This window comes from Streptomyces sp. NBC_01506 (genome assembly GCF_045040295.1).
GTDB lineage: Bacteria > Actinomycetota > Actinomycetes > Streptomycetales > Streptomycetaceae > Streptomyces.
The window spans coordinates 8,035,864-8,061,044 of sequence record NZ_CP109422.1 but is presented as its reverse complement, the minus strand read 5'-3'; the positions used below and the strand labels follow the sequence as shown (position 1 = coordinate 8,061,044).

The following is a 25,181-nucleotide window of genomic DNA, read 5'->3' as shown; positions in this document are numbered from 1 at the left end:
CGTCGCCTACGGCGTCGGCAGCCAGTCCACATGTCCGGCGAGCAGCGCGTATCCGACGAACGCCACGATGTCGAGCAGCGCGTGCGCCACCACCAGCGGCATGACCCGCCCCCAGCGCCGGTAGGCCAGCACGAACACCACGCCCATCACCATGTTCCCGATGAAGCCGCCGATGCCCTGGTACAGGTGGTACGACCCGCGCAGCACCGAACTGGCCACCAGGGCGGCCATCGGTGTCCACCCCAACTGTCCGAGTCTGCGCAGCAGATACCCGACGACGATGACCTCTTCGAGTACGGAGTTCTGCACGGCCGACAGGATCAGTACCGGGTACTTCCACCACACCTCGGGCAGCGATTCGGGCACCACGGTCAGATTGAACCCGGCCGCGCGCGAGGCGATGTAGAAGGCGAGTCCGGCGCTGCCGATACCGGCGGCGAGCAGCGCGCCACGGCCGAGATCGGGCCACGGCCGGCGTCGGTCGAACCCCAGATCCCGCAGTCCGCTGCCCTCCCGGAGCAACAGATGTGCCACCAGCACCACAGGCACCAATGAGCTGGCGATACCGAACAGTTGCCAGGCAAGATCCAGCCAGGGACGTCCGGGCGCGTGCGAGCTGTTGAGCGTGGCCGCCTGATCGCTCAGTCCGCCGGGCCTGGTGACCGACCCGACAAAGCTGATCAGCGCCGACACCCCGCTCGCCCCCAGCGAGAGCGCCAGGACGATCAGCACCTCGGACCGCAGCATCCTGCGCGAGAGGCTTCTCTGGGGAATGGAATCGGCCACGACGCCCGCCTCCGACTGCACTGCTGCCTCCAGTTGACTAATCGCGCCTCAAGCCCCTTCCCGTCCCGCTAGGGTCTCGAATGCGGGTACGAAGATCGTGCGACAGGCCGGGGGACGGGCGTTTTTCAGCGGGCCGAAGTCCCCCATTTTCCTTGTTCAGGCCAAGGAGGGGCACCACCGCCATGGAACGTCACAGCTTGCCCGACGACGCGGCGCCGGACAGCACCAGGGGCCGTCACCCGCGCCGTCGCAACGTGCTGATCGCCACGGCTCTCGTCCTGAGCGTGGCGGCGGGGGCGGGCATCGCGGCGGGGAGCGGTCTGCTGTCCTTCTCGGACGGCTGTACGGGCTCGGCCGTACGGATCGACCTGGCGGCCTCGCCGGACATCGCCCCCGCCGTACGCGCCGTCGCCGACAAGGCCCGCGAGAACGACATCACCTCCGACGGCCGCTGCGTCGACGTGCGGGTCGACGCCCGCGAGAACTACGAGATCGCCGACGACCTCGCCACCGGCACCGGCGCGTCCGACTACGAGGTGTGGCTGCCCGACTCCGACGTCTGGGTCGAGCGCGCGCTGGACGCGGACGACGGCGTCGCGCTGACCACCGCGGGCAGCGCGGCGACCACACCGGTGACCCTGGCCGTGGTCCCCTCCGCCGGCACGAAGCTCGACTGGCCCGAGGAGACATACACCTGGGCGCAGTTGACGGCGTCCGCCATCGGCAAGGACGCGATACGCCTCGGAGTGGCGGACCCGGCGCGCAGCGCCACCGGTCTGCTGGCATTCAGCAGCGTCGTCGCGTCCACGCGCCGGGCGGACCCGGACAGCGACACCCGGATCGCCGCCACCGCCGAGGCGCTGGCGGCGCGCGTGTCCGAATCGGACGGCCAGGTGGTCCGGTCCCTGGCGCGCGGCCCGGCGGACAACGAGCGCGGCAACGAAGCCGTGTTCCTCACCGAACAGGCCGCGTTCACCCACAACTCCGCCGACAGCGGCGCGTCCGACCTCGAGCTGTTCTATCCGACGGACGCGGCACCGGTCCTCAACTACCCGCTGAATCTGGTCAATGAGGCCGACCTGTCCACGGCGGAGAGCCGCGCCGCGATGCGCTTCATGTCCCTCCTCAACGAGGAGGGGGCCCAGCGCACGCTGGCGGAGCACGGCTTCCGTACGGCCCACGCCGTCGTGCCGGCCGGCCTGGTCCGCGCGGCGGGCGGCCGTGCCCCGCAGCCGTACGCCCTGACGAAGGCACAGCCCCCGACCACGGACACGGTCGACGAGACGCTCGGCATGTGGACGATCACCGTGCAGGACTCCCGGCTGACCCTCGTCGTCGACACCTCGGACTCGATGGCGGCGCCCGTACCGGGCCGCGACGGCGAGACGCGCATGGACGCCACGAAAGCCTCCATGCTCCAGACGCTCGCCCGGTTCACACCGGAGGACGAGGTCGGTCTGTGGGACTTCGCGGCCGGTCTCGACGGCGGCGAGGACCATCGGCGACTGGCGGACACCGCCCCCCTCGGCGAGCGCGCCGAGGGCGGCGCCACCCACCGCGAAAGCCTTTCGGCCGCCGTCTCGGCACTGGCACCCGTGCCTGCGGGATCGGCCGCGGCGACCGGTCTGTACGACACGACGCTGGCCGCCTTCAAAGAGGCCCAGTCGTCGTACGTGAGCGGCAAAGCCAACGCGCTCGTCGTCCTCACCGGCGGACCGGACACGGACGGCGCGGCGCGCACGGCCCTGATGGACGAGCTGAGGAAGCTCGCCGACCCCAGGCGTCCGGTCCCGCTGATCGCGATCGCCCTGGGCCCGGAGGCGGACCGCGAGGAGATGGACGAGATCGCCAGGATCACCGGCGGGGCGGGTTACGAGGTGAGCGACCCGGCCGACATCGAGGCGGTGATGATGGAGGCGATCATGTCGGTGGGCACGAGCGAGCGGTAGCCACCACGTGTCCCCGCGCCGTCAGAGGGACAGGTCGGGCATCCGCGCCGGAGCGGGGAAGCCCACCGGCCAGGTGTGCACCGGCTCCCCCTGGTGCATCAGCTCCGCGTAGCGCCGTGTCGTCGCGGCGAGCGCCGCCTCCCGGCGGAGCCCGGCCTCCTGGGCTCGGTGGTAGGTGTCCACCTGCCACGACGCACCGTTCACCCGGCTCTGGCAGCGCCCCTCGATCACCCCGAGGTAGAAGTCCCGGTCGGCCGGTTCCACATTCCACGCGTCGAGCCCGGCGGCGGCGAGCGGCAGCAGTTCGTCGCGCACGAGCTGCACGGCCGACACCTCGGCGACGGCGTTGCCGGCACGGCCGTTGCGCGGCCACCGCAGCCGGGCCTCGATCCCGTCGCGGCACGCGACATCGAAGTTCCGCTCCGCGGTGGCGAACGGCATCCGGGTCCACACGGGCCTGGACTCCTCGGCGAGCGCGCGCACGAGACCGTAGTAGAAGGCGGCGTTGGCGACGACGTCGGTGACGGTCGGCCCGGCGGGCAGGACGCGGTTCTCGACCCGTAGATGGGGCTGCCCGTCGGCGACGTCGTACACGGGCCTGTTCCAGCGGTAGACGGTGCCGTTGTGCAGCACCAGCTCCGCGAGGCGCGGCGTACCGCCGCCGTCCAGGACCTGGAGCGGATCCTCCTCGTCGCTCATCGGCAGCAGCGGCGGGAAGTAGCGCAGATTCTCCTCGAAGAGGTCGTACGCGGAGTCGATCCAGCGCTCGCCGAACCAGGTCCGGGGCCGCACGCCCTGCGCCTGGAGCTCCGGCGGCCGGGTGTCGGTCGCCTGGAGGAACAGCGGCGGCCGGGACTCGCGCCACAGCTCTTTCCCGAACAGGAAAGGCGCGTTGGCGCCCATGGCGATCTGTACGGCGGCGACGCACTGCGCCGCGTTCCATACGTCGGCGAAACGGTCGGGGGTGACCTGGAGATGCAACTGCACGGACGTACAGGCGGCTTCGGGCGCGATGGAGGGTGAACTGCAGGAGAGCCGTTCGACCCCGTCGATGTCGAGCGCGAAATCCTCGCCCCGCGCGGCCACCATCTGGTCGTTGAGAAGTGTGTAGCGGTCCGCGTCGGAGAGGTTCGTCGAGACCACGTCATCGAGCGAGAGCGTCGGCAGAATGCCGATCATCACGATCCCGGCGTCGACCTCATTCGCTTTGCGATGGGCATATCCGAGACCCGTACGCAGTTCTTCCGCGAGCTGGTCGAGAACACGTCCGCCGAGCCGGTGCGGAGCGATATTCACTTCCAGATTGAACATTCCGAGTTCCGTCTGGAAATCCCGACTGGCGATCCGCTCAAGCACTTCCGCATTCATCATGCGGGGCATCCCGTCGGAGCCGACGAGATTCAGCTCGATCTCCAGACCCATCAGATTCCGGGGCCGGTCGAACCGTTTCTCCCCCAGGAGCCGCCCCAGCACCGCGAGGCACTGCTGGAGCTTCCTGCGGTATTTCTGCCGATCGGACAGGCCGATACCGCCCGATTCGACCTTCTCCCCCATCGGAGGGTTCCTCCTTCATCTCGGCGCCCCGGCGGCCCCGTGCGGCGCTTCACGATCGATAGTGCCCAGACTGAGTGATCCATAACGCCCCGTTTGCACGCCGCGCCCGGTAGAGTGGGGTGAGCGACCTCGCGGCACATTCCTTCGGCATGAGGTAGTGAGCAAATTCACTTTCCGTCGGGGCCGTGAAAACGGTGACGAGTTTCGGCCTACCGCTCCAGCCGAATCATCCCAGGCCACAAGCCTGCGTTCACCGCTCATCTCGCGGTTCATCGATGACGATTCCGCGCAAGATGGACCGGATACCGCCTTGTACGCAATGCGTGCGACAGCTAGCAGAAACATTCTGTGAACACGCATCGTATAAACTGTGTGCGAACCAGGCAGAGAGTCGGAGCCCGGCCACGGCCTTGGGCCCTCCTCTGACCACGTTCGACCCACGCGCGCCGACAGCGACGTCTGCACCCGCACTCCGCACCACCGACGCTTCACTGTGCCTACTGAGCGAGAGGCAACCCACCATGCCGCTGCATGTCCCCCTGGCTCCAGCGCCCGCCCTGCGCAGCGTCCTCGCGGCACTCGGTTCTCCCACCGCCGTGCGCGAGGCCCGTACACCCGCTCTCCGGTCCGTCCAGGGACCGTTGAGCCCCGAACTGCCCCTTCCGGTACACGTACTCGAACAGATCGCCCCGAGCAGTGACGCGCCACAGACCCGGCTGGCCGGCTGGCGCTTCCTGATCCACAGCGGCGATCGCGCCGTCGCGGCGGCCGACACGATGCTCACCCCGGACGGCTGGGCGTTCTCGCGCTTCTTCGAGGGCCCCTACATCTCATCCACCCAGCGGGCTCTGCGTCAGGCCGAGACGCTGAAGTCCCCGTACCAGCCACGCCTGCTCTCGGTGCCGGGGCTCTACATGCTCACGCTCTGGCTGCACCAGGACATCGAGGCGGACGGCTCCGCCGGCGCTCCGGCCCCGGCGGATCTCCTGATCCCCCTCGCGCCCGCCCCGCCCGGCATCGTGGCCCACCGGCCGCACCGTGTCGCCGACCTGCTCCCGATGATGGGCCTGCGACTGACCTCGGGTCGGCCGGCGGCGTCCGCCGCCTCGTCGGGACCGCTGCTGACCGCCCCCGCCTGAGCGGTGCCCGCGGTCCGTTCACCGGACCGCCGACGTCCGGACCGCCTCCCGACCGCCCCACGCGCCTTACACTGCCCCGTGACCCACATCGGTCACGGGGCAGTGCGCTGACCCGCGCCGGACAGGGAGCGACGGAGGTGGACTAGTCCCGATGGGTCACCCCGAACCACCCGAAATGACGCCCCAGTTGGGCTGAACCGTCCGGGTGGGTGACACGTCCTTAGGCAGAGACGAGCGCTGCCGCGAAATCCCTGCGGAACGACGCCCGTGGGGCAACACTGGGGTACGGACCAACAGAAACCGGGGGGCGGCCATGAACACATCGAGCCGCAGGACACTCACCACGACGCAGCGAGAGAACCCACCCATGTGCCAGCACCAGCCAGCCTGCCCGACAGCCGACTCAGCCGACCGGGAGGCCGCCCGGCTCGCGGCTCACCATCCGGAGCAGGGCTGGAGCCTGCTGTGCAACGGCGTCCTGCTCTTCGAGGACACCGGTGAGCTGCTGCCCGACGGCCAGATCATCGCTCCGCACCGGCCGTCCGGCACCGAACAGGTGATGACGGCGGCCTGACGCGGTCCGTACGAAGGGGGCCGGCCCGGAGACTTCACTCCGCACCGGCCCCGACGCATGTACGGCAGGTACGTCCCAGCCCGGACCGGTCTCGAACCGGCCCCGGTACGCGGTCCGTCCGCGCCCTGTCCGCGTCCGCCCGGCCCGACGGCCGTACGCCGTGCGTCAGTTGTCGTACTCGTCCAGCGGCGGGCACGAGCACACGAGATTGCGGTCACCGAACGCCCCGTCGATCCGGCGGACCGGCGGCCAGTACTTGTCGGCCGCCGAGACCCCGGCCGGGAAGACCGCCTCCTGACGGCTGTACGCGTGCTCCCACTCCCCGCCCAGCGCGGCGGCCGTGTGCGGGGCGTTGCGCAGCGGATTGTCGTCCGCCGGCCACTGGCCCGACGCGACCTTCTCGATCTCGGCGCGGATCGCGATCATCGTCTCGCAGAACCGGTCCAGTTCGGCGAGATCCTCGCTCTCGGTGGGCTCGATCATCAGCGTGCCCGCCACCGGGAACGACATGGTCGGGGCGTGGAACCCGTAGTCGATGAGCCGCTTGGCGATGTCGTCGACACTGACGCCGGTCGCCTTCGACAGCGGACGCAGATCCACGATGCACTCGTGGGCCACGAGCCCGTGCGGCCCCGCGTACAGGACCGGGAAGTGCGGCTCCAGTCGCTTGGCGATGTAGTTGGCGGCCAGTACGGCGACCTGGGTGGCGCGCTTCAGGCCCTCGCCGCCCATCAGCCGTACGTAGGCCCAGGAGATCGGCAGTATCCCGGCCGAGCCCCAGGGGGCCGCCGAGACCGGTCCGACGCCCGTGGCGGGTCCCGCGGCGGGCTGGAGCGGGTGGTTGGGCAGATACGGCGCCAGGTGGGCGCGTACGCCGACCGGGCCGACACCGGGGCCGCCGCCGCCGTGCGGGATGCAGAAGGTCTTGTGCAGATTCAGATGCGACACGTCCGAGCCGAACCGGCCCGGCTTCGCCAGCCCCACCAGCGCGTTGAGGTTCGCGCCGTCGACGTACACCTGACCGCCGGCGTCGTGCACGGCCGCGCAGATGTCGGTGATGTGCTCCTCGAACACCCCGTGCGTGGAGGGGTAGGTGACCATCAGGACGGCCAACTCGTCGCCGTACCGCTCGATCTTGGCGCGCAGGTCCTCGACGTCGACGTCGCCGTCCTCGCGGGTCTGCACGACGACGACCTTCATCCCGGCCATGACGGCGCTGGCGGCGTTCGTCCCGTGCGCGGAGGACGGGATGAGACAGACGGTGCGGCCGGTGTCGCCGTTGGCGCGGTGGTAGGCCCGTACGGCCAGCAGCCCGGCCAGTTCGCCCTGGGAGCCCGCGTTGGGCTGGAGGGACACCGCGTCGTAGCCGGTGACCTCCGCCAGGCGCTCCTCCAGCTCGCGGATCAGCGTGAGATAGCCGCGCGCCTGGTCGGCCGGCGCGAAGGGGTGCAGCGCGGCGAACTCCGGCCAGGTCACCGGCTCCATCTCGGTGGTGGCGTTGAGCTTCATGGTGCAGGAGCCGAGGGGGATCATGCCGCGGTCCAGCGCGTAGTCCCGGTCGGCGAGTCGGCGCAGATAGCGCAGCATCGCGGTCTCGGAGCGGTGCTGGTGGAACACCGGGTGGCTGAGGTAGTCGTCGGAGCGCAGCAGGGAGTCCGGCAGCGCGTCGCGCGACGCGGCGTCCAGGGCCTCGATGTCGCCCTTGACGCCGAAGGCGGTCCATACGGCGGCGAGTTGGGCGCGCCCGGTGGTCTCGTCGCAGGCGAGCGAGACGAGGTCGGCGTCGACCTGGCGGAGGTTGACCCCGCCCTCGCGGGCGGCGGCCACCACGTCGGCGGCCCGGCCCGGGACCCGTACCGTCAGCGTGTCGAAGTAGGCGTCGTGGACGATCTCGACGCCACCGGCGCGCAGACCGTCGGCGAGGACGGTGGCGAAGCGGTGGGTGCGCTCGGCGATCGCGCGCAGCCCGTCGGGACCGTGGTAGACGGCGTACATTCCGGCCATCACGGCGAGCAGCACCTGAGCGGTGCAGATGTTGCTGGTGGCCTTCTCGCGCCGGATGTGCTGCTCGCGGGTCTGCAACGCCAGGCGGTACGCCTTGTTGCCGTCCGCGTCCACGGAGACCCCGACGAGCCGGCCGGGCAGGCTGCGGGCGAACTTCTCACGTACGGCCATGAATCCGGCGTGCGGTCCGCCGAAGCCCATGGGGACGCCGAACCGCTGGGTGGTGCCGACGGCGATGTCCGCGCCCAGCTCACCGGGTGAGGTGAGCAGCGTGAGGGCCAGCAGGTCGGCGGCGACGGTGACGACGGCGCCGAGTCCGTGCGCCTGGTCGATGACGGGCTTGATGTCCCGTACGGCACCGGAGGCGCCCGGGTACTGGACGAGTACGCCGAAGGCACCGCGCTCGGCCACCTCGGCGGGGATTCCGTCGGCCAGGTCGGCGACGACGACTTCGACACCGGCCGGTTCGGCCCGGGTGCGGATCACGGCGACGGTCTGCGGCAGCGCGTCGGCGTCGACCAGGAAGACGCCGTCCTTCACCTTGCCGACGCGGCGGGCGAGCGCCATGGCCTCGGCGGCGGCCGTGCCCTCGTCCAGCAGGGAGGCTCCGGACGTCGGCAGACCGGTCAGATCGGCCACGACGGTCTGGAAGTTGAGCAGGGCCTCCAGGCGGCCCTGGGAGATCTCGGGCTGGTACGGCGTGTACGCGGTGTACCAGGCCGGATTCTCCATCACGTTGCGCAGGATCACCGGCGGCGTGAACGTGCCGTAGTAGCCGAGACCGATCATCGGGGCGAGGACCTTGTTGCGGTCGGCGAGGGACCGCAGCTCGGCCAGCACCTCGGCCTCGGTGCGCGCGGCGGGCAGCCGCAGGGCCTCGGCGCTCTTGATCACGTCGGGCACGGCGGCGGCGGTCAGCTCGTCGAGCGAGCCGTAGCCGACCTGCGCGAGCATCTTCGCCTGCGCGGCGGCGTCGGGGCCGACATGGCGCCGCTCGAAGGGGATGCCTCGCTCCAGTTGGGAGAGTGGCGTGCGGTGAGCTGTCATAAGGGGAGGTCCTCCTGGTCTGGCGCGACCTGCGAGGGGCACCGATACACGCATGCCCGGACGGGGCCTCCCCCTCTGTCACATCAACCTGAGAGTTTCACCGGTCCACCGCGAGGCGGGCCGGCTTTCACCGTCGGTGAGAGCCGATGCCGTCCGACACCTGCTCTGCTTTCCAGAGTGACCTCGTCCATGCGGTACGGGGGCCTGAGAGTTTCCGGGGAGGATTTGCTCCTTCGGCGCCTCCGGCAGTCTCACCGGACGGCTCTCCCGCACGGGGTCGACAGCCACTGGCCAGCCTACCAGCGAGGTCTCGCCATGGGGCTCGAGTGGCCGATACCCCGGATGTGCCCTTTCGTAGGGTAAGGGAGCAGGTGCGACCAGTTGGAGGGACCGTGCAGACCGACATCGATCCGCGGAGCCTGATCGGCCGCAAGGCGTACGACCGCGACGGGCACAAGATCGGCACCGTCGACGAAGTGTATCTGGACGATGCGACGGGCGTACCGGAGTGGGCGGCGGTACGGACGGGGCTGTTCAGCCGGGACGCGTTCGTGCCCCTGGCGCCCAGCACCTACCGCAACGAGACCCTGCACGTCCCGTACGAACGCGCCCTGATCAAGGGCGCCCCCGACTTCGGTGTCGGCCGCCATCTCTCCCCCGACCAGGAGGTCCAGCTCTACCACCACTACCAGTTGGATCTCCCGGAACCGGCGGCCCCGGAAACCCCGCCCCGCCGACCCGACCGCGACTTCGGCCATGTGGCGGGCCATGACAACCCGAGCCCGTCCGGCGACTAGAAGAACACCCCGCCAGACGGACCCTTGAAGCCCGCCCGGCGCTTGAGGACACCACGCCGCCGAGCGGACCACCCAAGCCCGCCCGGCGCTTGAGGACGAACCGGCCGCCGGACGGGCCCGGCGATCCCGACCCGGCCCCTCACAAGGACCGCGGCGCGACCAAGGGCAGCGGCTCCGAAAGCGCCAGGTCAGGATCGTCCGTACGGAAGGTCCGCACCCGCCCCGGCACCACCGACGTGGGCTCCTCGAACCGTACGGTGACCCGCCCCACGCCACTTCCCTGCACCCACCCCGCGCCGAACTCGGCATGACGCACGTCGTGCCCGGCGGGCCAGTGCCGCTCCGCGACCGGCTCCGCGTCGGCCTGCGGCAGCGGCGCCTCGGGCTCGTCCGGCTCATGAACGACTCCCGCACCCCCCGCATCCGCGTCGGCCGCCGCCTGCGCGAACAGATCCTCCTGCGTGTAGTCGGTCAGCCCCGTCACGCCCACCCCCAGCAGCCGCACCCCTCCGGTGGTGTCCAGGGACTCCAGCAGCCGCCCCGCGGCCTCACGCACCACGCCCGGGTCGTCCGTGGGCCCGCGAAGCGTCTCGGAGCGGGTGAGGGTCGAGAAGTCGTACCGGCGCACCTTGAGCACGATGGTCCGGCCCGAGTGCCCGGACTCCCTGAGCCGCCGCACACACCGCTCCGCCAGCCGGTCCACCTCCGTCCTGACCCGCACACGGTCGTGCAGGTCCACGTCGAAGGTGTCCTCGACGGAGACGGACTTGGTCTCCCGCTCGGCCACCACCGGCCGGTCGTCGTGCCCCGACGCCATCCGGTACAGCGACGCGCCGTGCGCCTTCCCGACGAGCCGTACCAGCTCGTCCTCGCCGGCCTCCGCCAGATCGGCGACGGTGGTCATCCCGGCCCGGCGCAGATGCTCGCCGGTGGCCGGCCCCACGCCGGGCAGCGTCCGTACGCCCATCGGCCCCAGCAGCTCGCGCTCCGTGCCCGGCTCCATGAGCACCAGACCGTCGGGTTTGGCCTGCTCGGAGGCGATCTTCGCGAGCATCTTGGACCCGGCGAGACCCACCGAGCCGGTCAGCCCGGTCACCGCCCTGATGTCACGCCGCAGCCCCTCGCCCGTGGCCCGCGCCGACGCCGAGTCGAATGCCGAGCCACCGGCCTCCAGATCGACGAACGCCTCGTCCAGACTCAGCGGCTCCACCAGCGGTGACAGTTGCCCCAGCAGCTCCATCACCTGCTCGCTGACCGTGCGGTAGAGCGTGAAACGCGGCACCAGATACGCCGCGTTCGGCGCGAGCCGTCGCGCCTGCGCCATCGGCATGGCCGAGTGGATCCCGAACCGCCTCGCCTCGTACGAGGCCGTCGAGACCACCCCGCGCGGACCGAGACCCCCGACGACGACCGGCTTTCCGCGCAGGCTCGGCTTGGCCGCCTGCTCCGCCGCGGCGAAGAAGGCGTCCATGTCGAGGTGCAGGATGGTCGGTGCGGGTCTCACCCCACCGATGCTCCCCTACACCACTGACAATCGGCCGGACCAGGTGCCCGGACCGCGTGCTCGGACCAGGTGCTCAGACGGCCCGGTCACGGCGTCTGCGGGCGAGTTCGTCGGCGGGATTGTGGCCGATCAGAGTCTCGCCGGTGTCGACGCGCTCCCCGTGCAGTTGCGACAGCGCCGCTTCCACGTCCCGCCACACCACCCCGACGGCGATGCCGAAGATGCCCTGACCGCCCTGGAGGAGATCGACGACCTCGTCCGGCGACGAGCACTCGTACACCGTCGCGCCGTCGCTCATGAGCGTCATGCGCTCCAGGTCGCGTACCCCCCGCCCGCGCAGATGCTGGACGGCCGCCCGGATGTTCTGGAGGGCGACTCCGGTGTCCAGGAAGCGCTTCACGATCTTGAGGAAGACGACGTCCCGGAAGCTGTAGAGCCGCTGGGAGCCCGATCCCTTCGCGGGGCGCACACTCGGCTCGACCAGCCCGGTGCGCGCCCAGTAGTCCAACTGGCGGTACGTGATGCCCGCCGCCGCGCACGCGGTCGGCCCCCGGTAGCCGACCGTGTCGGTCGTGGGGTCGGACGTACTGCCGTGAAGCGGGTACGGGCCGTTCGCCGTACCGTCGCCGCTGCTTCTCACACCGACCTCCGTCCTTGACCTGCCCCGTCGACGGTAGGCAGTCCCTCCGGGTGCGTCAACGATCGCCACGCTAGGCACGCCGAGTGATAATCACCCTGAGAGTGGTTTCGCGTGTCCCGTCGCCGGGAAAGGCTGATCGAATGCGCTGACAGAGTCCGGTATGACGGTCTTCGACCGTTCACCGCTCACTGGCTGTTGGTCCCGAAATCCTCCGGAGAGATCTGGTCGAGGAATTCGCGGAACTTCTCCACCTCGTCCTCCTGCTCGTCGGGGATGGCGATGCCCGCATCGTCCAGCACCCCGTCGCTGCCGTAGATGGGCGTGCCGGTGCGCAGTGCCAGCGCTATGGCGTCGGACGGCCTGGCACTGACCTCGACACCACTCGCGAAGACCAGCTCCGCGTAGAAGACTCCTTCGCGCAGGTCGGTGATGCGCACCTGCGTAAGTTCCTGGCCCACCGCTTCAAGGACATCCTTGAAGAGGTCATGAGTCAGTGGTCGGGCCGGTGCCATGCCCTGTTGGGCGAAGGCAATAGCGGTAGCTTCCCCAGGCCCGATCCAGATGGGAAGGTACCGGTCGCCTCCCACTTCACGCAGGAGCACGATCGGTTGGTTGGAGGGCATTTCCACCCGGACACCCACGACGTCGAGCTCGTTCACACAGCAACCCTAGGACGTGCCCGGTCGGTTTGGGTAGTCGGACTCCCCCAAGATCAGGTAAGCCGGACACCGAGAGCCGTCTGGACCAGTGCCGCGTGCAGCCGGACCGAGAGCGCGGCGAGCTCCCTCGTCGCGGCCTCGGCATGTGCCCTGGTCTGCGGATTGCGGTGCCGGCGCAGGGGCGCGACGACCTGCTCGACCAGTCCCACCTCGCGGTCGGCGGCGGCTTTCACCGCTCGTAGATGACGTGGCTCCAGACCGAATCTTCCGAGTTCCGCGACAAGTTTCGCCACGGTCACGGTCTCGGAGTCGTAGCCGCCGTCCGCCATCGGGGCGATGAGGCCGTACGCCTCCCACTCGTCCAGCTCGCTCTCGGCCGCCTCGGTGGCCGCCAGCAGCTCCGCGCGGCCGATCTTCGGGGCGGTGGGCGGCTCGGGCTCCGCGCCCCACGTGGAGCCGAGCAGATCGCGCTGGGCGCCCTGGGAGGTCTGCGCGGGCAGTGGGAGCCGTTCCCCGCGCGCCACGGCGTCGAGGTGCTCCCTGATGACCTTGAGGGGCAGATAGTGGTCGCGCTGCATGCGCAGGACCTGGGCGAGGCGCTCGATGTCCTCGGCGCTGAACTTGCGGTACCCCGACGGAGTGCGCCGGGGCTCGACAAGACCCTCGGCCTCCAGAAACCGGATCTTGGAGATGGTGACCTCGGGGAACTCGTCCCTGAGCTGGTTCAGCACCATGCCGATACTGACCAGTGGTTCACCCGTGGGGGCGGTGCCGTGGCCGGCACCGCCCGTCGGTGGTCGCAGCATGGACCTTCCCTGAAGGGTCACACGCCCCGCTGGCTCGCGTAGAAGACCAGCCGGTACTTGCCGATCTGGACCTCGTCGCCGTTCGACACGGCCACGGCGTCGATCCGCTCCCGGTTGACGTACGTGCCGTTGAGACTGCCGACGTCGGAGACCGTGAAGTGACCCTCGGGGCTCCTGCGGAACTCGACATGCCGCCGCGACACGGTGACGTCGTCGAGGAAGATGTCGCTCTGCGGGTGCCTTCCGGCCGTCGTCAGGTCGCCGTCCAGCAGGAAGCGGCTGCCCGAGTTGGGGCCGCGGCGCACGACGAGCAGCGCGGAACCGAGGGGAAGCGCGTCCACCGCGGCCTGCGCCTCCGGCGAGAGCGAGGGAACGGCCGTCTGACCGGTCGCTTCCGCCTCGTACGCCTCAAGCCCTGAGATGGAGATGGTCGAGGTCGTCTCCGAAGGACGCTCCGCGGGCGTTCCGGCCCTCAGCGGCGCGCCACAGTTGGAGCAGAACCGACTGTCCTGGGCGTTGCGGTGCCCGCACCTCGTACAAACCGGCAAGGCCGCCATGGGCGGACCCTCCTGACCGGGGGGAAACCCTCCACCCGTACTTGAGGTTGATGGTCCACCGAAACCTATGCCGCCAGAACTGGCGGGGTCAACAGACGACGCGCCGTGACCGCCCGGATTGTCCCCACCGGGGCCGCCGACCTCATCACGGAAGAGCGGACGCTCGCCGCCCTGCTCCTCCTGGCCGTGGCGCGGAGCGCGATGCCGGGCGTTGCCGCCGTCCTCGCGTGCACGCCTGCCGAACAACTTTCCAAACAACTTCACGGGCGATTCCCCTTGACCTGAACAGACCCGCCCGTGGGGCAGGACGAACCCTGAATGAACACACCTGCCGACTCGGACATCTTCACAACGTCCGTATCCATCAGACAGTTTCCACCACGCACGACGCGGAATGTGCGCCGACCCCCCGGAACCTTCTGCCCTGGTCCCCCGGTCCGCATGCGCCCCCGCCCCACTATGACGACGACCGAGCGTAGTCAGGGCGCTTCGCCGGTCGCAAGGCGTCGACGACGATCTCGTCAGCGGCCGCCACCGTGGCCGTGGCCTGCTCCTTCTCCAGTGTCTGCACCACACCTCCGGGGATGTTGAGCGCCGGCTCCAGATCCTGCGGTTTGCCGATCACCTTGAAACGGTACGGGGCGTTGATCCGCTTCCCGTCCACCTCGATGTCGCCGCCGCTGCCTGAGAAGTACGTCGCGGCGACCACCCGGACCCCGTTCACCTGGATCGCCTCGGCGCCGGCCGCGCGCAGCTCCTGGATCGCGTCGAGCAGCATGTCGGAGTCGACGGAGCCGCCGTCGTCGTGGACGGTCAGCGTGATGCCGGGCCCTTGAGCGGCGACCGTACCGGCCAGGATGCCGAGCTGCTGTTCCTTCTCCCGTGTCTGCTTACGCGCCTCCTCGGCCTGGTCGGAACTGGTCTCCAGCTCCGTCTGCTGGTCGTCCAGACTCTGCTTCTCGTCCTCCAGCCGCTGGGTGCGGCCGTCCAGCTCGTCCAGGATCCGTACCAGGTCCTCCTGGCGCGCGCCGCGCAGCGCGCTGTCGTCGTTGGTCGAGCGGACCTGGATGGCGAGACCGAGGCCCAGCACGAACAGCAGGACGGCGACGATGAGTTGGGCCCGGGTGACCCGCGGCGGCCACAGTCCGGCGGCGAGCCGCTGACGGCCCGTCATCCGCGCCGGCTCGGGACTCTGCGGAGTCTGCGGGCTCTGCGGAGTCTGTGGGGGCTGTTCGCTGTTCATCGGCCTCACGCCCGGAAGACGTGCCGGCGGATCGCGGCAGCGTTGGAGAAGATCCGGATACCGAACACCACGACCACTCCGGTGGACAACTGGGCGCCGACACCGAGCTTGTCACCGAGGAAGACGATGAGCGCGGCCACCACCACGTTCGACAGGAACGACACCACGAACACCTTGTCGACGAAGATCCCGTCGAGCATGGCCCGCAGTCCCCCGAAGACCGCGTCGAGCGCGGCGACGACGGCGATCGGCAGATAGGGCTCGACCACCGCCGGCACTTCGGGTCGAACCAACAGTCCGACCACGACTCCCACGACGAGGCCAAGTACCGCGATCACGATGTGCCCTTCCCTGTGTCTGCCGTGGCCGCTGCGTCGCCCTTCCCCGGGTCGGCGGCCTTCGGCTCTGCTGTACGTACGATCAGGCTCGGCGCGGCAGGAAGGCGCACCGTCTCCTGGTCGGAAATGCTGGTGCGGACACCGAAGTTCTCCTGCAACGAGTGCAGATACTGCCCGTCGGCGCTGTCCTGGAACGCGGTGCTCAGGTTTTTCCCGTCCCCCACGGCCAGCACCGTGTACGGCGGCACCAGCGGCTTGTTGTCGACCAGTATGGCCTCACCGGCGGCTCTGATCGCCGAAAGGGCCGTCAGACGCTGGCCGTTGATGGACACCGCCTCGGCCCCCGACTCCCACAGACCGTTGACGATCTGCTGCATGTCCCGGTCCCTGACCCGCCCGTTGTCCGAGAAGTTGGTGCTCTCACGGGGGCCGCCGGCGCTCTCGTCGGCGGTCTTGGCATCGTCCACGACGAGCTTCACGCCCGGCCCCTCGACCTCCGTGGCACCCGACAGGAGGGCCACCAGTTCGCCCTGCTCACCGCCGTGGTCCCGCAGCGCCTCGCGCTGCTGGGCGCTCACCTCGTCGCGGAGCTTGTCCACGTCGCGTTCGAGGGTGTCCGCCGCGGACGTCTCGGCGTCGATCCGGTCGATCAGCTCCTCGCGTTCCTTGGCGAGGACCGGAGCGTCGACACGCGCCTCGGCCGCGCCCACGGTGACGACCAGCGCGGCCAGTACGAGCCCCGCCGCCAGGCCCAGCTTCGCCCGGAGCGTACGGGGCATCCCGCCGTCCTCCGCGTCCCTGCGGGCCGCCGCCTCCGCGTAACCCTCGTCCAGGCTGTGGTCCATCACATTGTTCAGCAGCGACATGGACGCGTCGGGACGCCGGGGTGGCGACGGTGTGCTCCGAACGGGGGGGTGCTGCGGCATGCCGCACATCGTCGCACGGCGCGGGCGCTACCGCCGAATGGCCCCATCGGTGTGCCGGAGAGCGTCGGCCACCCGCCTCCGGCACACCGTACTCACGTCACTGACCTGCGCTGTCCACGACCGCCGACCACTCGTCCAACAGCGCCTGGGCGGAGGCGTCGTCCGGGCCTTCGGCCCACAGATGGGTGACGGCCTCGGCGGGCGCGGGCAGCACCATCACCCACCGCCCGTCGGCCTCCACGACCCGGACGCCGTCGGTCGTGTCGACGTCCCGCTCACCGGCCGCCTCCACGACCCGCCGCATGACCAGGCCCTTGACGGCCCAGGGGGTCGCCAGATCCCTGCGCAGCACATGGGCGCGGGGAATGCGGGCGTCGATCTGGCTGAGCGTGAGCTGCGTACGGGCGACCAGACCCAGCAGCCGTACGAAGGCCGCCGTGCCGTCGAGGAGACTGCTGAACTCGGGAACGATGAACGCGCCGCGACCGTCGCCGCCGAAGATCGTGGAATCCTCGCGGCCGACCCGTGTCAGATCGTCGGGCGACGTGGTCGTCCACTCGACCTGGGTCCCGTGGTACGCGGCCACCTGCTCGGCGATCCTGGTGGTCGTCACGGGCAGCGCCACCCGCCCGCTGCGCCGCTCTGCGGCGACGAGGTCGAGCAGCACCAGCAGGGCACGATCATCCTCGATGATGCGTCCGCGCTCGTCCACGAGCGACAGCCGCTCACCCACGGGGTCGAACCGCACCCCGAACGACGCCCGCGCCGACGCCACGATCTCGCCCAGCCTGACCAGACCGGACCGGCGCGACTCGACGGTCTCGGTGGGCCGCGCCTCGTCCAGGCCGGGGTTGATGGTCAGCGCGTCGACACCGAGCCGCCCGAGCAGACTGGGCAGAACAAGCCCGGCACTGCCGTTGGACGCGTCGACGACGACTTTCAGCCCGGCCTCGGCGATCCCCGTCGTATCGACATTCCTGAGCAGCGATCCGGTGTACGAGTCGAAGACGCTCGCCGGGAAGTGCAGGTCCCCGATCTCGCCCGGGAAGGCCCTGCGGTACTCCTGCCTGGCGTACACCCGGTCCAGCTTGCGCTGCCCGCCCTGCGAGAGGTCGGCGCCCCGTTCGTCGAAGAACATGATGTCGACGGAGTCGGGCACACCGGGCGTCGTCCGGATCATGATGCCGCCGGCGCTGCCGCGCCCTGTCTGCTGCCGGGCGACCGGCAAAGGCACGTTCTCCAGATCGCGTACGTCGATGGCGCTGGCCTGGAGCGCGGAGATCACGGCCCGCTTGAGCGCGCGCGCACCACGTGAGTGGTCGCGCGCCGTGGTGACCGTGGAGCCCTTCTTGAGCGTCGTCGCGTACGCGCCGGCCAGCCGCACGGCCAGCTCGGGCGTGATCTCGACGTTGAGGATCCCGGAGACCCCACGCGCTCCGAAGAGATGCGCCTGCCCCCGGGACTCCCAGATCACCGAGGTGTTGACGAACGCGCCGGCCTCGATGGTCTTGAACGGATACACCCGGACATTGCCCTGGATGATCGATTCCTCGCCGACAAGGCACTCGTCACCGATGACGGCGCCGTCCTCGATGCGGGCGGCGCGCATGATGTCGGTGTTCTTGCCGATCACACAGCCCCGCAGATTGCTGTGCTGCCCGATGTACACGTTGTCGTGCACGACGGCCCGATGGAGAAAGGCCCCGGTCTTGACGACCACGTTGGACCCGATGACGGTGTGCTCGCGAATCTCGGCGTCCGCCTCGACCTTGGCGTAGTCACCGATGTAGAGCGGACCGCGAAGGACGGCGTCCGGATGGACCTCGGCACCTTCGGCGACCCACACTCCGGGGGAGATCTCGAACCCGTCGAGGTCGACGTCGACCTTCCCCTCCAGGACATCCGCCTGGGCCTTCACATAGCTCTCGTGCGTCCCGACGTCCTCCCAGTAACCCTCGGCGATATAGCCGTAGATGGGCTTGCCCTCCTTCATGAGCTGGGGGAAGACATCGCCCGACCAGTCCACCGAGGTGTCGGCCTCGACATAGTCGAAGACCTCGGGCTCCATCACATAGATGCCCGTGTTCACCGTGTCCGAGAACACCTGGCCCCAGGTGGGCTTCTCCAGGAAGCGCTCGACCTTCCCCTCCTCGTCCACGATCGTGATGCCGAATTCCAGTGGATTCGGCACCCGAGTCAGACACACCGTGACCAGCGCGCCCTTCTCCTTGTGGAAGGCGATGAGGTCCGTGAGGTCGAAGTCGGTGAGTGCGTCACCGGAAATGACGAGAAAAGCGTCGTCCTTGAGGGCCTCTTCGGCGTTCTTCACACTCCCCGCAGTGCCGAGCGGCTTCTCCTCATTGGCATAGGTGAGCTCCATTCCAAGCTCCTCGCCGTCACCGAAGTAATTCTTCACGAGAGAGGCGAGGAACTGAACGGTGACGACGGTCTCACTGAGTCCGTGCCGCTTGAGCAAACGCAGCACATGCTCCATGATTGGCCGATTTGCCACCGGCAGCAGCGGCTTGGGCATGCTCGAGGTCATGGGGCGAAGACGTGTGCCTTCGCCGCCAGCCATCACGACGGCCTTCATGTCGGAAGCGTCCTCCTTGAAGAGACGGTCTCGCCGACGTCACCCATCTGGACAGGCCGTATGGCAGGCATCAGGTGCGGGCCGGCGACTCTGCACGGCACCACATCGACGAGCTCAATCGGCCACTCTGTCCGCTCTGACGAGCCGGCGGACCTGGACCACGTAGAGGATCCCTGCCCACCAATAGAGAGTTGTACCCCATCCAGCGAACGCCCATCCGAAAACTTCGGCGAGTGATGCAAGCCATCCGCTCCCGTCGCTGAGTAGCAGCAACGGGAAGGCATACATCAAGTTGAAGGTAGCCGCCTTTCCCAGGAAGTTCACCTGGGGAGGCGGATAGCCGTGCCTGCGGAGGATTCCCACCATCACCAGCAGCATCAGCTCGCGGGCCAGAAGCGCCGCGGTGAGCCACAGGGGCAAGATCTCCCGCCAGGTCAGGCCGACCAGGGTGGAAAGGATGTAGAGCCGGTCCGCGGCGGGGTCCAGGAGGCGCCCGAGGTTGCTGATCTGGTTCCAGCGGCGGGCGAGGTAGCCGTCGAGATAGTCGGTCACTCCGCTGAGCATCAGGACGAGCAATGCCCACCCGTCACTGTTGGGCCCGCCGAACTCCGGACGGAGGATGAGCCACAGGAACAGCGGCACGCCCAGGAGGCGAGCCATGCTCAGGATGTTGGGGATGGTGAACACCCGATCCGTCTGGACGCGGGTCTCCTGAACCTCCACCCGGGGGCCTCCTGTGCGGGTATGTACCGACGATGCCCCCTGACCCTACCCGGACCGCCCAGGGGCGGACGCCGTGGGGTTTGGCACAACGCAGAAATGCCTCAGCCCCCGAACACAGAGTTCGGGGGCTGAGGCTAAAGATTGTTCGGCGGCGTCCTACTCTCCCACAGGGTCCCCCCTGCAGTACCATCGGCGCTGAAAGGCTTAGCTTCCGGGTTCGGAATGTAACCGGGCGTTTCCCTAACGCAATGACCACCGAAACACAATGAAACACTGAACCAACCGGAAAAACACACAGTCGTTCGTTGTCTCAGAACTAACACAGTGGACGCGAGCAACTGAGGACAAGCCCTCGGCCTATTAGTACCGGTCAACTCCACACCTCACGGTGCTTCCATATCCGGCCTATCAACCCAGTCGTCTACTGGGAGCCTTACCCCATCAAGTGGGTGGGAGTCCTCATCTCGAAGCAGGCTTCCCGCTTAGATGCTTTCAGCGGTTATCCCTCCCGAACGTAGCCAACCAGCCATGCCCTTGGCAGGACAACTGGCACACCAGAGGTTCGTCCGTCCCGGTCCTCTCGTACTAGGGACAGCCCTTCTCAAGACTCCTGCGCGCGCAGCGGATAGGGACCGAACTGTCTCACGACGTTCTAAACCCAGCTCGCGTACCGCTTTAATGGGCGAACAGCCCAACCCTTGGGACCGACTCCAGCCCCAGGATGCGACGAGCCGACATCGAGGTGCCAAACCATCCCGTCGATATGGACTCTTGGGGAAGATCAGCCTGTTATCCCCGGGGTACCTTTTATCCGTTGAGCGACGGCGCTTCCACAAGCCACCGCCGGATCACTAGTCCCGACTTTCGTCCCTGCTCGACCCGTCGGTCTCACAGTCAAGCTCCCTTGTGCACTTACACTCAACACCTGATTACCAACCAGGCTGAGGGAACCTTTGGGCGCCTCCGTTACTCTTTAGGAGGCAACCGCCCCAGTTAAACTACCCATCAGACACTGTCCCTGATCCGGATCACGGACCCAGGTTAGACATCCAGCACGACCAGAGTGGTATTTCAACGGCGACTCCACCGGAACTGGCGTCCCGATCTCAAAGTCTCCCACCTATCCTACACAAGCCGAACCGAACACCAATATCAAACTGTAGTAAAGGTCCCGGGGTCTTTCCGTCCTGCTGCGCGAAACGAGCATCTTTACTCGTAGTGCAATTTCACCGGGCCTATGGTTGAGACAGTCGAGAAGTCGTTACGCCATTCGTGCAGGTCGGAACTTACCCGACAAGGAATTTCGCTACCTTAGGATGGTTATAGTTACCACCGCCGTTTACTGGCGCTTAAGTTCTCAGCTTCGCCACACCGAAATGTGACTAACCGGTCCCCTTAACGTTCCAGCACCGGGCAGGCGTCAGTCCGTATACATCGCCTTACGGCTTCGCACGGACCTGTGTTTTTAGTAAACAGTCGCTTCTCGCTGGTCTCTGCGGCCACCCCCAGCTCACACTGCAAGAGTGATCACCGGAAATGGCCCCCCTTCTCCCGAAGTTACGGGGGCATTTTGCCGAGTTCCTTAACCATAGTTCACCCGAACGCCTCGGTATTCTCTACCTGACCACCTGAGTCGGTTTAGGGTACGGGCCGCCATGAAACTCGCTAGAGGCTTTTCTCGACAGCATAGGATCATCCACTTCACCACAATCGGCTCGGCATCAGGTCTCACCCTGCATGAGAGACGGATTTGCCTATCTCTCGGGCTACACCCTTACCCCGGGACAACCACCGCCCGGGCTGGACTACCTTCCTGCGTCACCCCATCGCTTACCTACTACAAGTCTGGTCCGACGGCTCCACCACTCCCCTACACTCCGAAGAGCTCAGGGCGGCTTCACGGTCTTAGCATCGCCTGATTCAGTACTGGGCGTTTCAAAGCGGGTACCGGAATATCAACCGGTTGTCCATCGACTACGCCTGTCGGCCTCGCCTTAGGTCCCGACTTACCCTGGGCAGATCAGCTTGACCCAGGAACCCTTAGTCAATCGGCGCACACGTTTCCCACGTGTGTATCGCTACTCATGCCTGCATTCTCACTCGTGAACCGTCCACAACTCGCTTCCGCGGCTGCTTCACCCGGCACACGACGCTCCCCTACCCATCCGCACGCCCGTTGAGGCTATATGTACGAATGACACGACTTCGGCGGTACGCTTGAGCCCCGCTACATTGTCGGCGCGGAATCACTTGACCAGTGAGCTATTACGCACTCTTTCAAGGGTGGCTGCTTCTAAGCCAACCTCCTGGTTGTCTCTGCGACTCCACATCCTTTCCCACTTAGCGTACGCTTAGGGGCCTTAGTCGATGCTCTGGGCTGTTTCCCTCTCGACCATGGAGCTTATCCCCCACAGTCTCACTGCCGCGCTCTCACTTACCGGCATTCGGAGTTTGGCTAAGGTCAGTAACCCGGTAGGGCCCATCGCCTATCCAGTGCTCTACCTCCGGCAAGAAACACACGACGCTGCACCTAAATGCATTTCGGGGAGAACCAGCTATCACGGAGTTTGATTGGCCTTTCACCCCTAACCACAGGTCATCCCCCAGGTTTTCAACCCTGGTGGGTTCGGTCCTCCACGACCTCTTACAGCCGCTTCAACCTGCCCATGGCTAGATCACTCCGCTTCGGGTCTTGAGCGCGCTACTATACCGCCCTGTTCGGACTCGCTTTCGCTACGGCTTCCCCACACGGGTTAACCTCGCAACACACCGCAAACTCGCAGGCTCATTCTTCAAAAGGCACGCAGTCACGACTGACAGCACAAGTGCTGCCAGCGACGCTCCCACGGCTTGTAGGCACACGGTTTCAGGTACTATTTCACTCCGCTCCCGCGGTACTTTTCACCATTCCCTCACGGTACTATCCGCTATCGGTCACCAGGGAATATTTAGGCTTAGCGGGTGGTCCCGCCAGATTCACACGGGATTTCTCGGGCCCCGTGCTACTTGGGTGTCTCTCAAACGAGCCGTTAATGTTTCAGCTACGGGGGTCTTACCCTCTACGCCGGACCTTTCGCATGTCCTTCGCCTACATCAACGGTTTCTGACTCGCCTCACAGCCGGCAGACTGTGAAAGAGAGATCCCACAACCCCGTATGCGCAACCCCTGCCGGGTCTCACACACATACGGTTTGGCCTCATCCGGTTTCGCTCGCCACTACTCCCGGAATCACGGTTGTTTTCTCTTCCTGAGGGTACTGAGATGTTTCACTTCCCCTCGTTCCCTCCACATACCCTATGTGTTCAGGTACGGGTGACAGCCCATGACGACTGCCGGGTTTCCCCATTCGGAAACCCCCGGATCAAAGCCTGGTTGACGGCTCCCCGGGGACTATCGTGGCCTCCCACGTCCTTCATCGGTTCCTGGTGCCAAGGCATCCACCGTGCGCCCTTAAAAACTTGGCCACAGATGCTCGCGTCCACTGTGCAGTTCTCAAACAACGACCAACCACCCGCCACCCCGCCCACAACAGACGAGTTCACCGGGGCCGGCATCCCGAAGACACAAACAGCTCACGCCGCCCGTACCTTCAGACACCCAACAGCGCGCCCGGCCCAGCCCCCCAGCATTCCCGTTCCACGCCGAAGCAGTACTTGGAAAACCCTGAAAAACTGTGCCGAATAGTCAACGTTCCACCCATGAGCAACCAGCACCGGACAGTCGCCGGTGTACTGGCCTCTGACCAAACCCCCGAAAGAATCTGGTGAGAAGTGCTCCTTAGAAAGGAGGTGATCCAGCCGCACCTTCCGGTACGGCTACCTTGTTACGACTTCGTCCCAATCGCCAGTCCCACCTTCGACAGCTCCCTCCCATAAGGGGTTGGGCCACCGGCTTCGGGTGTTACCGACTTTCGTGACGTGACGGGCGGTGTGTACAAGGCCCGGGAACGTATTCACCGCAGCAATGCTGATCTGCGATTACTAGCAACTCCGACTTCATGGGGTCGAGTTGCAGACCCCAATCCGAACTGAGACCGGCTTTTTGAGATTCGCTCCACCTTGCGGTATCGCAGCTCATTGTACCGGCCATTGTAGCACGTGTGCAGCCCAAGACATAAGGGGCATGATGACTTGACGTCGTCCCCACCTTCCTCCGAGTTGACCCCGGCGGTCTCCTGTGAGTCCCCATCACCCCGAAAGGCATGCTGGCAACACAGAACAAGGGTTGCGCTCGTTGCGGGACTTAACCCAACATCTCACGACACGAGCTGACGACAGCCATGCACCACCTGTACACCGACCACAAGGGGGGCACCATCTCTGATGCTTTCCGGTATATGTCAAGCCTTGGTAAGGTTCTTCGCGTTGCGTCGAATTAAGCCACATGCTCCGCTGCTTGTGCGGGCCCCCGTCAATTCCTTTGAGTTTTAGCCTTGCGGCCGTACTCCCCAGGCGGGGAACTTAATGCGTTAGCTGCGGCACCGACGACGTGGAATGTCGCCAACACCTAGTTCCCAACGTTTACGGCGTGGACTACCAGGGTATCTAATCCTGTTCGCTCCCCACGCTTTCGCTCCTCAGCGTCAGTAATGGCCCAGAGATCCGCCTTCGCCACCGGTGTTCCTCCTGATATCTGCGCATTTCACCGCTACACCAGGAATTCCGATCTCCCCTACCACACTCTAGTCTGCCCGTATCGAATGCAGACCCGGGGTTAAGCCCCGGGCTTTCACACCCGACGTGACAGACCGCCTACGAGCTCTTTACGCCCAATAATTCCGGACAACGCTTGCGCCCTACGTATTACCGCGGCTGCTGGCACGTAGTTAGCCGGCGCTTCTTCTGCAGGTACCGTCACTTTCGCTTCTTCCCTGCTGAAAGAGGTTTACAACCCGAAGGCCGTCATCCCTCACGCGGCGTCGCTGCATCAGGCTTTCGCCCATTGTGCAATATTCCCCACTGCTGCCTCCCGTAGGAGTCTGGGCCGTGTCTCAGTCCCAGTGTGGCCGGTCGCCCTCTCAGGCCGGCTACCCGTCGTCGCCTTGGTAGGCCATTACCCCACCAACAAGCTGATAGGCCGCGGGCTCATCCTGCACCGCCGGAGCTTTCAACCATCCCCCATGAGGGGCACAGTATTATCCGGTATTAGACCCCGTTTCCAGGGCTTGTCCCAGAGTGCAGGGCAGATTGCCCACGTGTTACTCACCCGTTCGCCACTAATCCACCCGAAGGCTTCATCGTTCGACTTGCATGTGTTAAGCACGCCGCCAGCGTTCGTCCTGAGCCAGGATCAAACTCTCCGTGAATGTATTCCCGACCCCAAGGGTCAGGTGGACACCACG

17 protein-coding genes, 3 rRNA genes and 1 riboswitch are annotated in these 25,181 nt (G+C 67.0%); of the genes, 4 read left to right on the top strand and 16 right to left on the bottom strand.

Annotated elements, in window-relative coordinates:
• Nucleotides 1-6: 6 nt before the first annotated feature.
• A complete protein-coding gene (locus tag OG329_RS36170; RefSeq protein WP_405800878.1) occupies nt 7-807 on the bottom strand; it encodes a CPBP family intramembrane glutamic endopeptidase in 801 nt (266 codons plus the stop codon).
• A 161-nt stretch (nt 808-968) separates the two neighbouring features.
• Here OG329_RS36170 and OG329_RS36165 point away from each other — a divergent pair, with 161 nt between their 5' ends.
• The gene (locus OG329_RS36165) at nt 969-2,735 is read left to right on the top strand and encodes a substrate-binding domain-containing protein (RefSeq protein WP_405800877.1); all 1,767 of its coding nucleotides are present in this window, start codon (nt 969-971) and stop codon (nt 2,733-2,735) included.
• A 21-nt stretch (nt 2,736-2,756) separates the two neighbouring features.
• On the opposite strand, the gene OG329_RS36160 is transcribed toward OG329_RS36165, so the two are convergent.
• Entirely contained in the window at nt 2,757-4,289 is a 1,533-nt protein-coding gene (locus OG329_RS36160; RefSeq protein ID WP_405800876.1) for a glutamate--cysteine ligase, read from the bottom strand.
• 521 nt (nt 4,290-4,810) lie between these two features.
• On the opposite strand from OG329_RS36160, the gene OG329_RS36155 reads away from it, so the two are divergent.
• A complete protein-coding gene (locus OG329_RS36155; protein WP_405800875.1) occupies nt 4,811-5,428 on the top strand; it encodes a hypothetical protein in 618 nt (205 codons plus the stop codon).
• A 367-nt stretch (nt 5,429-5,795) separates the two neighbouring features.
• Nucleotides 5,796-6,002, top strand: coding sequence for a DUF5999 family protein (locus OG329_RS36150; RefSeq protein WP_405802200.1), 207 nt, complete (start codon nt 5,796-5,798; stop codon nt 6,000-6,002).
• A 165-nt stretch (nt 6,003-6,167) separates the two neighbouring features.
• Here OG329_RS36150 and gcvP read toward each other — a convergent pair whose 3' ends face one another.
• Nucleotides 6,168-9,053 carry an aminomethyl-transferring glycine dehydrogenase gene (gene gcvP, locus OG329_RS36145; protein WP_405800873.1) on the bottom strand — a complete coding sequence of 962 codons (2,886 nt, stop codon included), beginning with the start codon at nt 9,051-9,053 and terminating at the stop codon, nt 6,168-6,170.
• A gap of 182 nt (nt 9,054-9,235) precedes the next feature.
• A riboswitch (glycine riboswitch) is annotated at nt 9,236-9,333 on the bottom strand.
• Nucleotides 9,334-9,445: 112 nt separating this feature from the next.
• On the opposite strand from gcvP, the gene OG329_RS36140 reads away from it, so the two are divergent.
• Complete coding sequence (locus tag OG329_RS36140) at nt 9,446-9,850, top strand: PRC-barrel domain-containing protein (protein ID WP_405800872.1); 405 nt, start codon at nt 9,446-9,448, stop codon at nt 9,848-9,850.
• Between the two features lie 139 nt (nt 9,851-9,989).
• Here OG329_RS36140 and OG329_RS36135 read toward each other — a convergent pair whose 3' ends face one another.
• The 13 genes from OG329_RS36135 to OG329_RS36075 all read right to left on the bottom strand — a co-directional run bounded on the left by OG329_RS36135 (nt 9,990) and on the right by OG329_RS36075 (nt 25,145).
• The gene (locus tag OG329_RS36135; protein WP_405800870.1) at nt 9,990-11,354 is read right to left on the bottom strand and encodes a DNA polymerase IV; all 1,365 of its coding nucleotides are present in this window, start codon (nt 11,352-11,354) and stop codon (nt 9,990-9,992) included.
• Nucleotides 11,355-11,427: 73 nt separating this feature from the next.
• Nucleotides 11,428-11,994, bottom strand: a complete 567-nt coding sequence (locus tag OG329_RS36130) for a MerR family transcriptional regulator (protein WP_405800868.1) — start codon at nt 11,992-11,994, stop codon at nt 11,428-11,430.
• A 185-nt stretch (nt 11,995-12,179) separates the two neighbouring features.
• Nucleotides 12,180-12,653 (bottom strand): bifunctional nuclease family protein, encoded by a 474-nt coding sequence (locus OG329_RS36125; RefSeq protein WP_031232239.1) that lies wholly within the window; start codon nt 12,651-12,653, stop codon nt 12,180-12,182.
• A 53-nt stretch (nt 12,654-12,706) separates the two neighbouring features.
• Nucleotides 12,707-13,459: a MerR family transcriptional regulator gene (locus OG329_RS36120; RefSeq protein WP_405800866.1), complete on the bottom strand. Its 753-nt coding sequence runs from the start codon at nt 13,457-13,459 to the stop codon at nt 12,707-12,709.
• A 17-nt stretch (nt 13,460-13,476) separates the two neighbouring features.
• Nucleotides 13,477-14,388, bottom strand: coding sequence for an FHA domain-containing protein (locus tag OG329_RS36115; protein ID WP_405802199.1), 912 nt, complete (start codon nt 14,386-14,388; stop codon nt 13,477-13,479).
• An 85-nt stretch (nt 14,389-14,473) separates the two neighbouring features.
• Nucleotides 14,474-15,259 carry a DUF881 domain-containing protein gene (locus OG329_RS36110; RefSeq protein WP_405800865.1) on the bottom strand — a complete coding sequence of 262 codons (786 nt, stop codon included), beginning with the start codon at nt 15,257-15,259 and terminating at the stop codon, nt 14,474-14,476.
• A gap of 5 nt (nt 15,260-15,264) precedes the next feature.
• Complete coding sequence (locus OG329_RS36105; RefSeq protein ID WP_023543062.1) at nt 15,265-15,597, bottom strand: small basic family protein; 333 nt, start codon at nt 15,595-15,597, stop codon at nt 15,265-15,267.
• Nucleotides 15,594-16,523: a DUF881 domain-containing protein gene (locus OG329_RS36100; protein WP_405800863.1), complete on the bottom strand. Its 930-nt coding sequence runs from the start codon at nt 16,521-16,523 to the stop codon at nt 15,594-15,596. Before OG329_RS36100 ends, OG329_RS36105 begins: the two co-directional genes overlap by 4 nt.
• 97 nt (nt 16,524-16,620) lie before the next feature.
• Nucleotides 16,621-19,116, bottom strand: coding sequence for a sugar phosphate nucleotidyltransferase (locus OG329_RS36095; protein ID WP_405620317.1), 2,496 nt, complete (start codon nt 19,114-19,116; stop codon nt 16,621-16,623).
• A 114-nt stretch (nt 19,117-19,230) separates the two neighbouring features.
• The gene (gene pgsA / locus OG329_RS36090; protein ID WP_405800861.1) at nt 19,231-19,839 is read right to left on the bottom strand and encodes a CDP-diacylglycerol--glycerol-3-phosphate 3-phosphatidyltransferase; all 609 of its coding nucleotides are present in this window, start codon (nt 19,837-19,839) and stop codon (nt 19,231-19,233) included.
• A 143-nt stretch (nt 19,840-19,982) separates the two neighbouring features.
• Nucleotides 19,983-20,099 (bottom strand): 5S ribosomal RNA (gene rrf, locus OG329_RS36085).
• Between the two features lie 80 nt (nt 20,100-20,179).
• Nucleotides 20,180-23,304, bottom strand: a 23S ribosomal RNA gene (locus OG329_RS36080).
• Nucleotides 23,305-23,621: 317 nt separating this feature from the next.
• A 16S ribosomal RNA gene (locus OG329_RS36075) occupies nt 23,622-25,145 on the bottom strand.
• Together the 16S, 23S and 5S rRNA genes form the textbook arrangement of a ribosomal RNA operon.
• Between the last annotated feature and the right edge of the window lie 36 nt (nt 25,146-25,181).

Coding starts and splice junctions, on each gene's coding strand:
- OG329_RS36095 (WP_405620317.1), bottom strand. CDS start 19,116: ATGAAGGCCGTCGTGATGGCTGGCGGCGAAGGCACACGTCTTCGCCCC.
- OG329_RS36120 (WP_405800866.1), bottom strand. CDS start 13,459: ATGCTGCGACCACCGACGGGCGGTGCCGGCCACGGCACCGCCCCCACG.
- OG329_RS36100 (WP_405800863.1), bottom strand. CDS start 16,523: ATGCCGCAGCACCCCCCCGTTCGGAGCACACCGTCGCCACCCCGGCGT.
- OG329_RS36110 (WP_405800865.1), bottom strand. CDS start 15,259: ATGAACAGCGAACAGCCCCCACAGACTCCGCAGAGCCCGCAGACTCCG.
- OG329_RS36165 (WP_405800877.1), top strand. CDS start 969: ATGGAACGTCACAGCTTGCCCGACGACGCGGCGCCGGACAGCACCAGG.
- OG329_RS36155 (WP_405800875.1), top strand. CDS start 4,811: ATGCCGCTGCATGTCCCCCTGGCTCCAGCGCCCGCCCTGCGCAGCGTC.
- gcvP (WP_405800873.1), bottom strand. CDS start 9,053: ATGACAGCTCACCGCACGCCACTCTCCCAACTGGAGCGAGGCATCCCC.
- OG329_RS36160 (WP_405800876.1), bottom strand. CDS start 4,289: ATGGGGGAGAAGGTCGAATCGGGCGGTATCGGCCTGTCCGATCGGCAG.
- OG329_RS36150 (WP_405802200.1), top strand. CDS start 5,796: ATGTGCCAGCACCAGCCAGCCTGCCCGACAGCCGACTCAGCCGACCGG.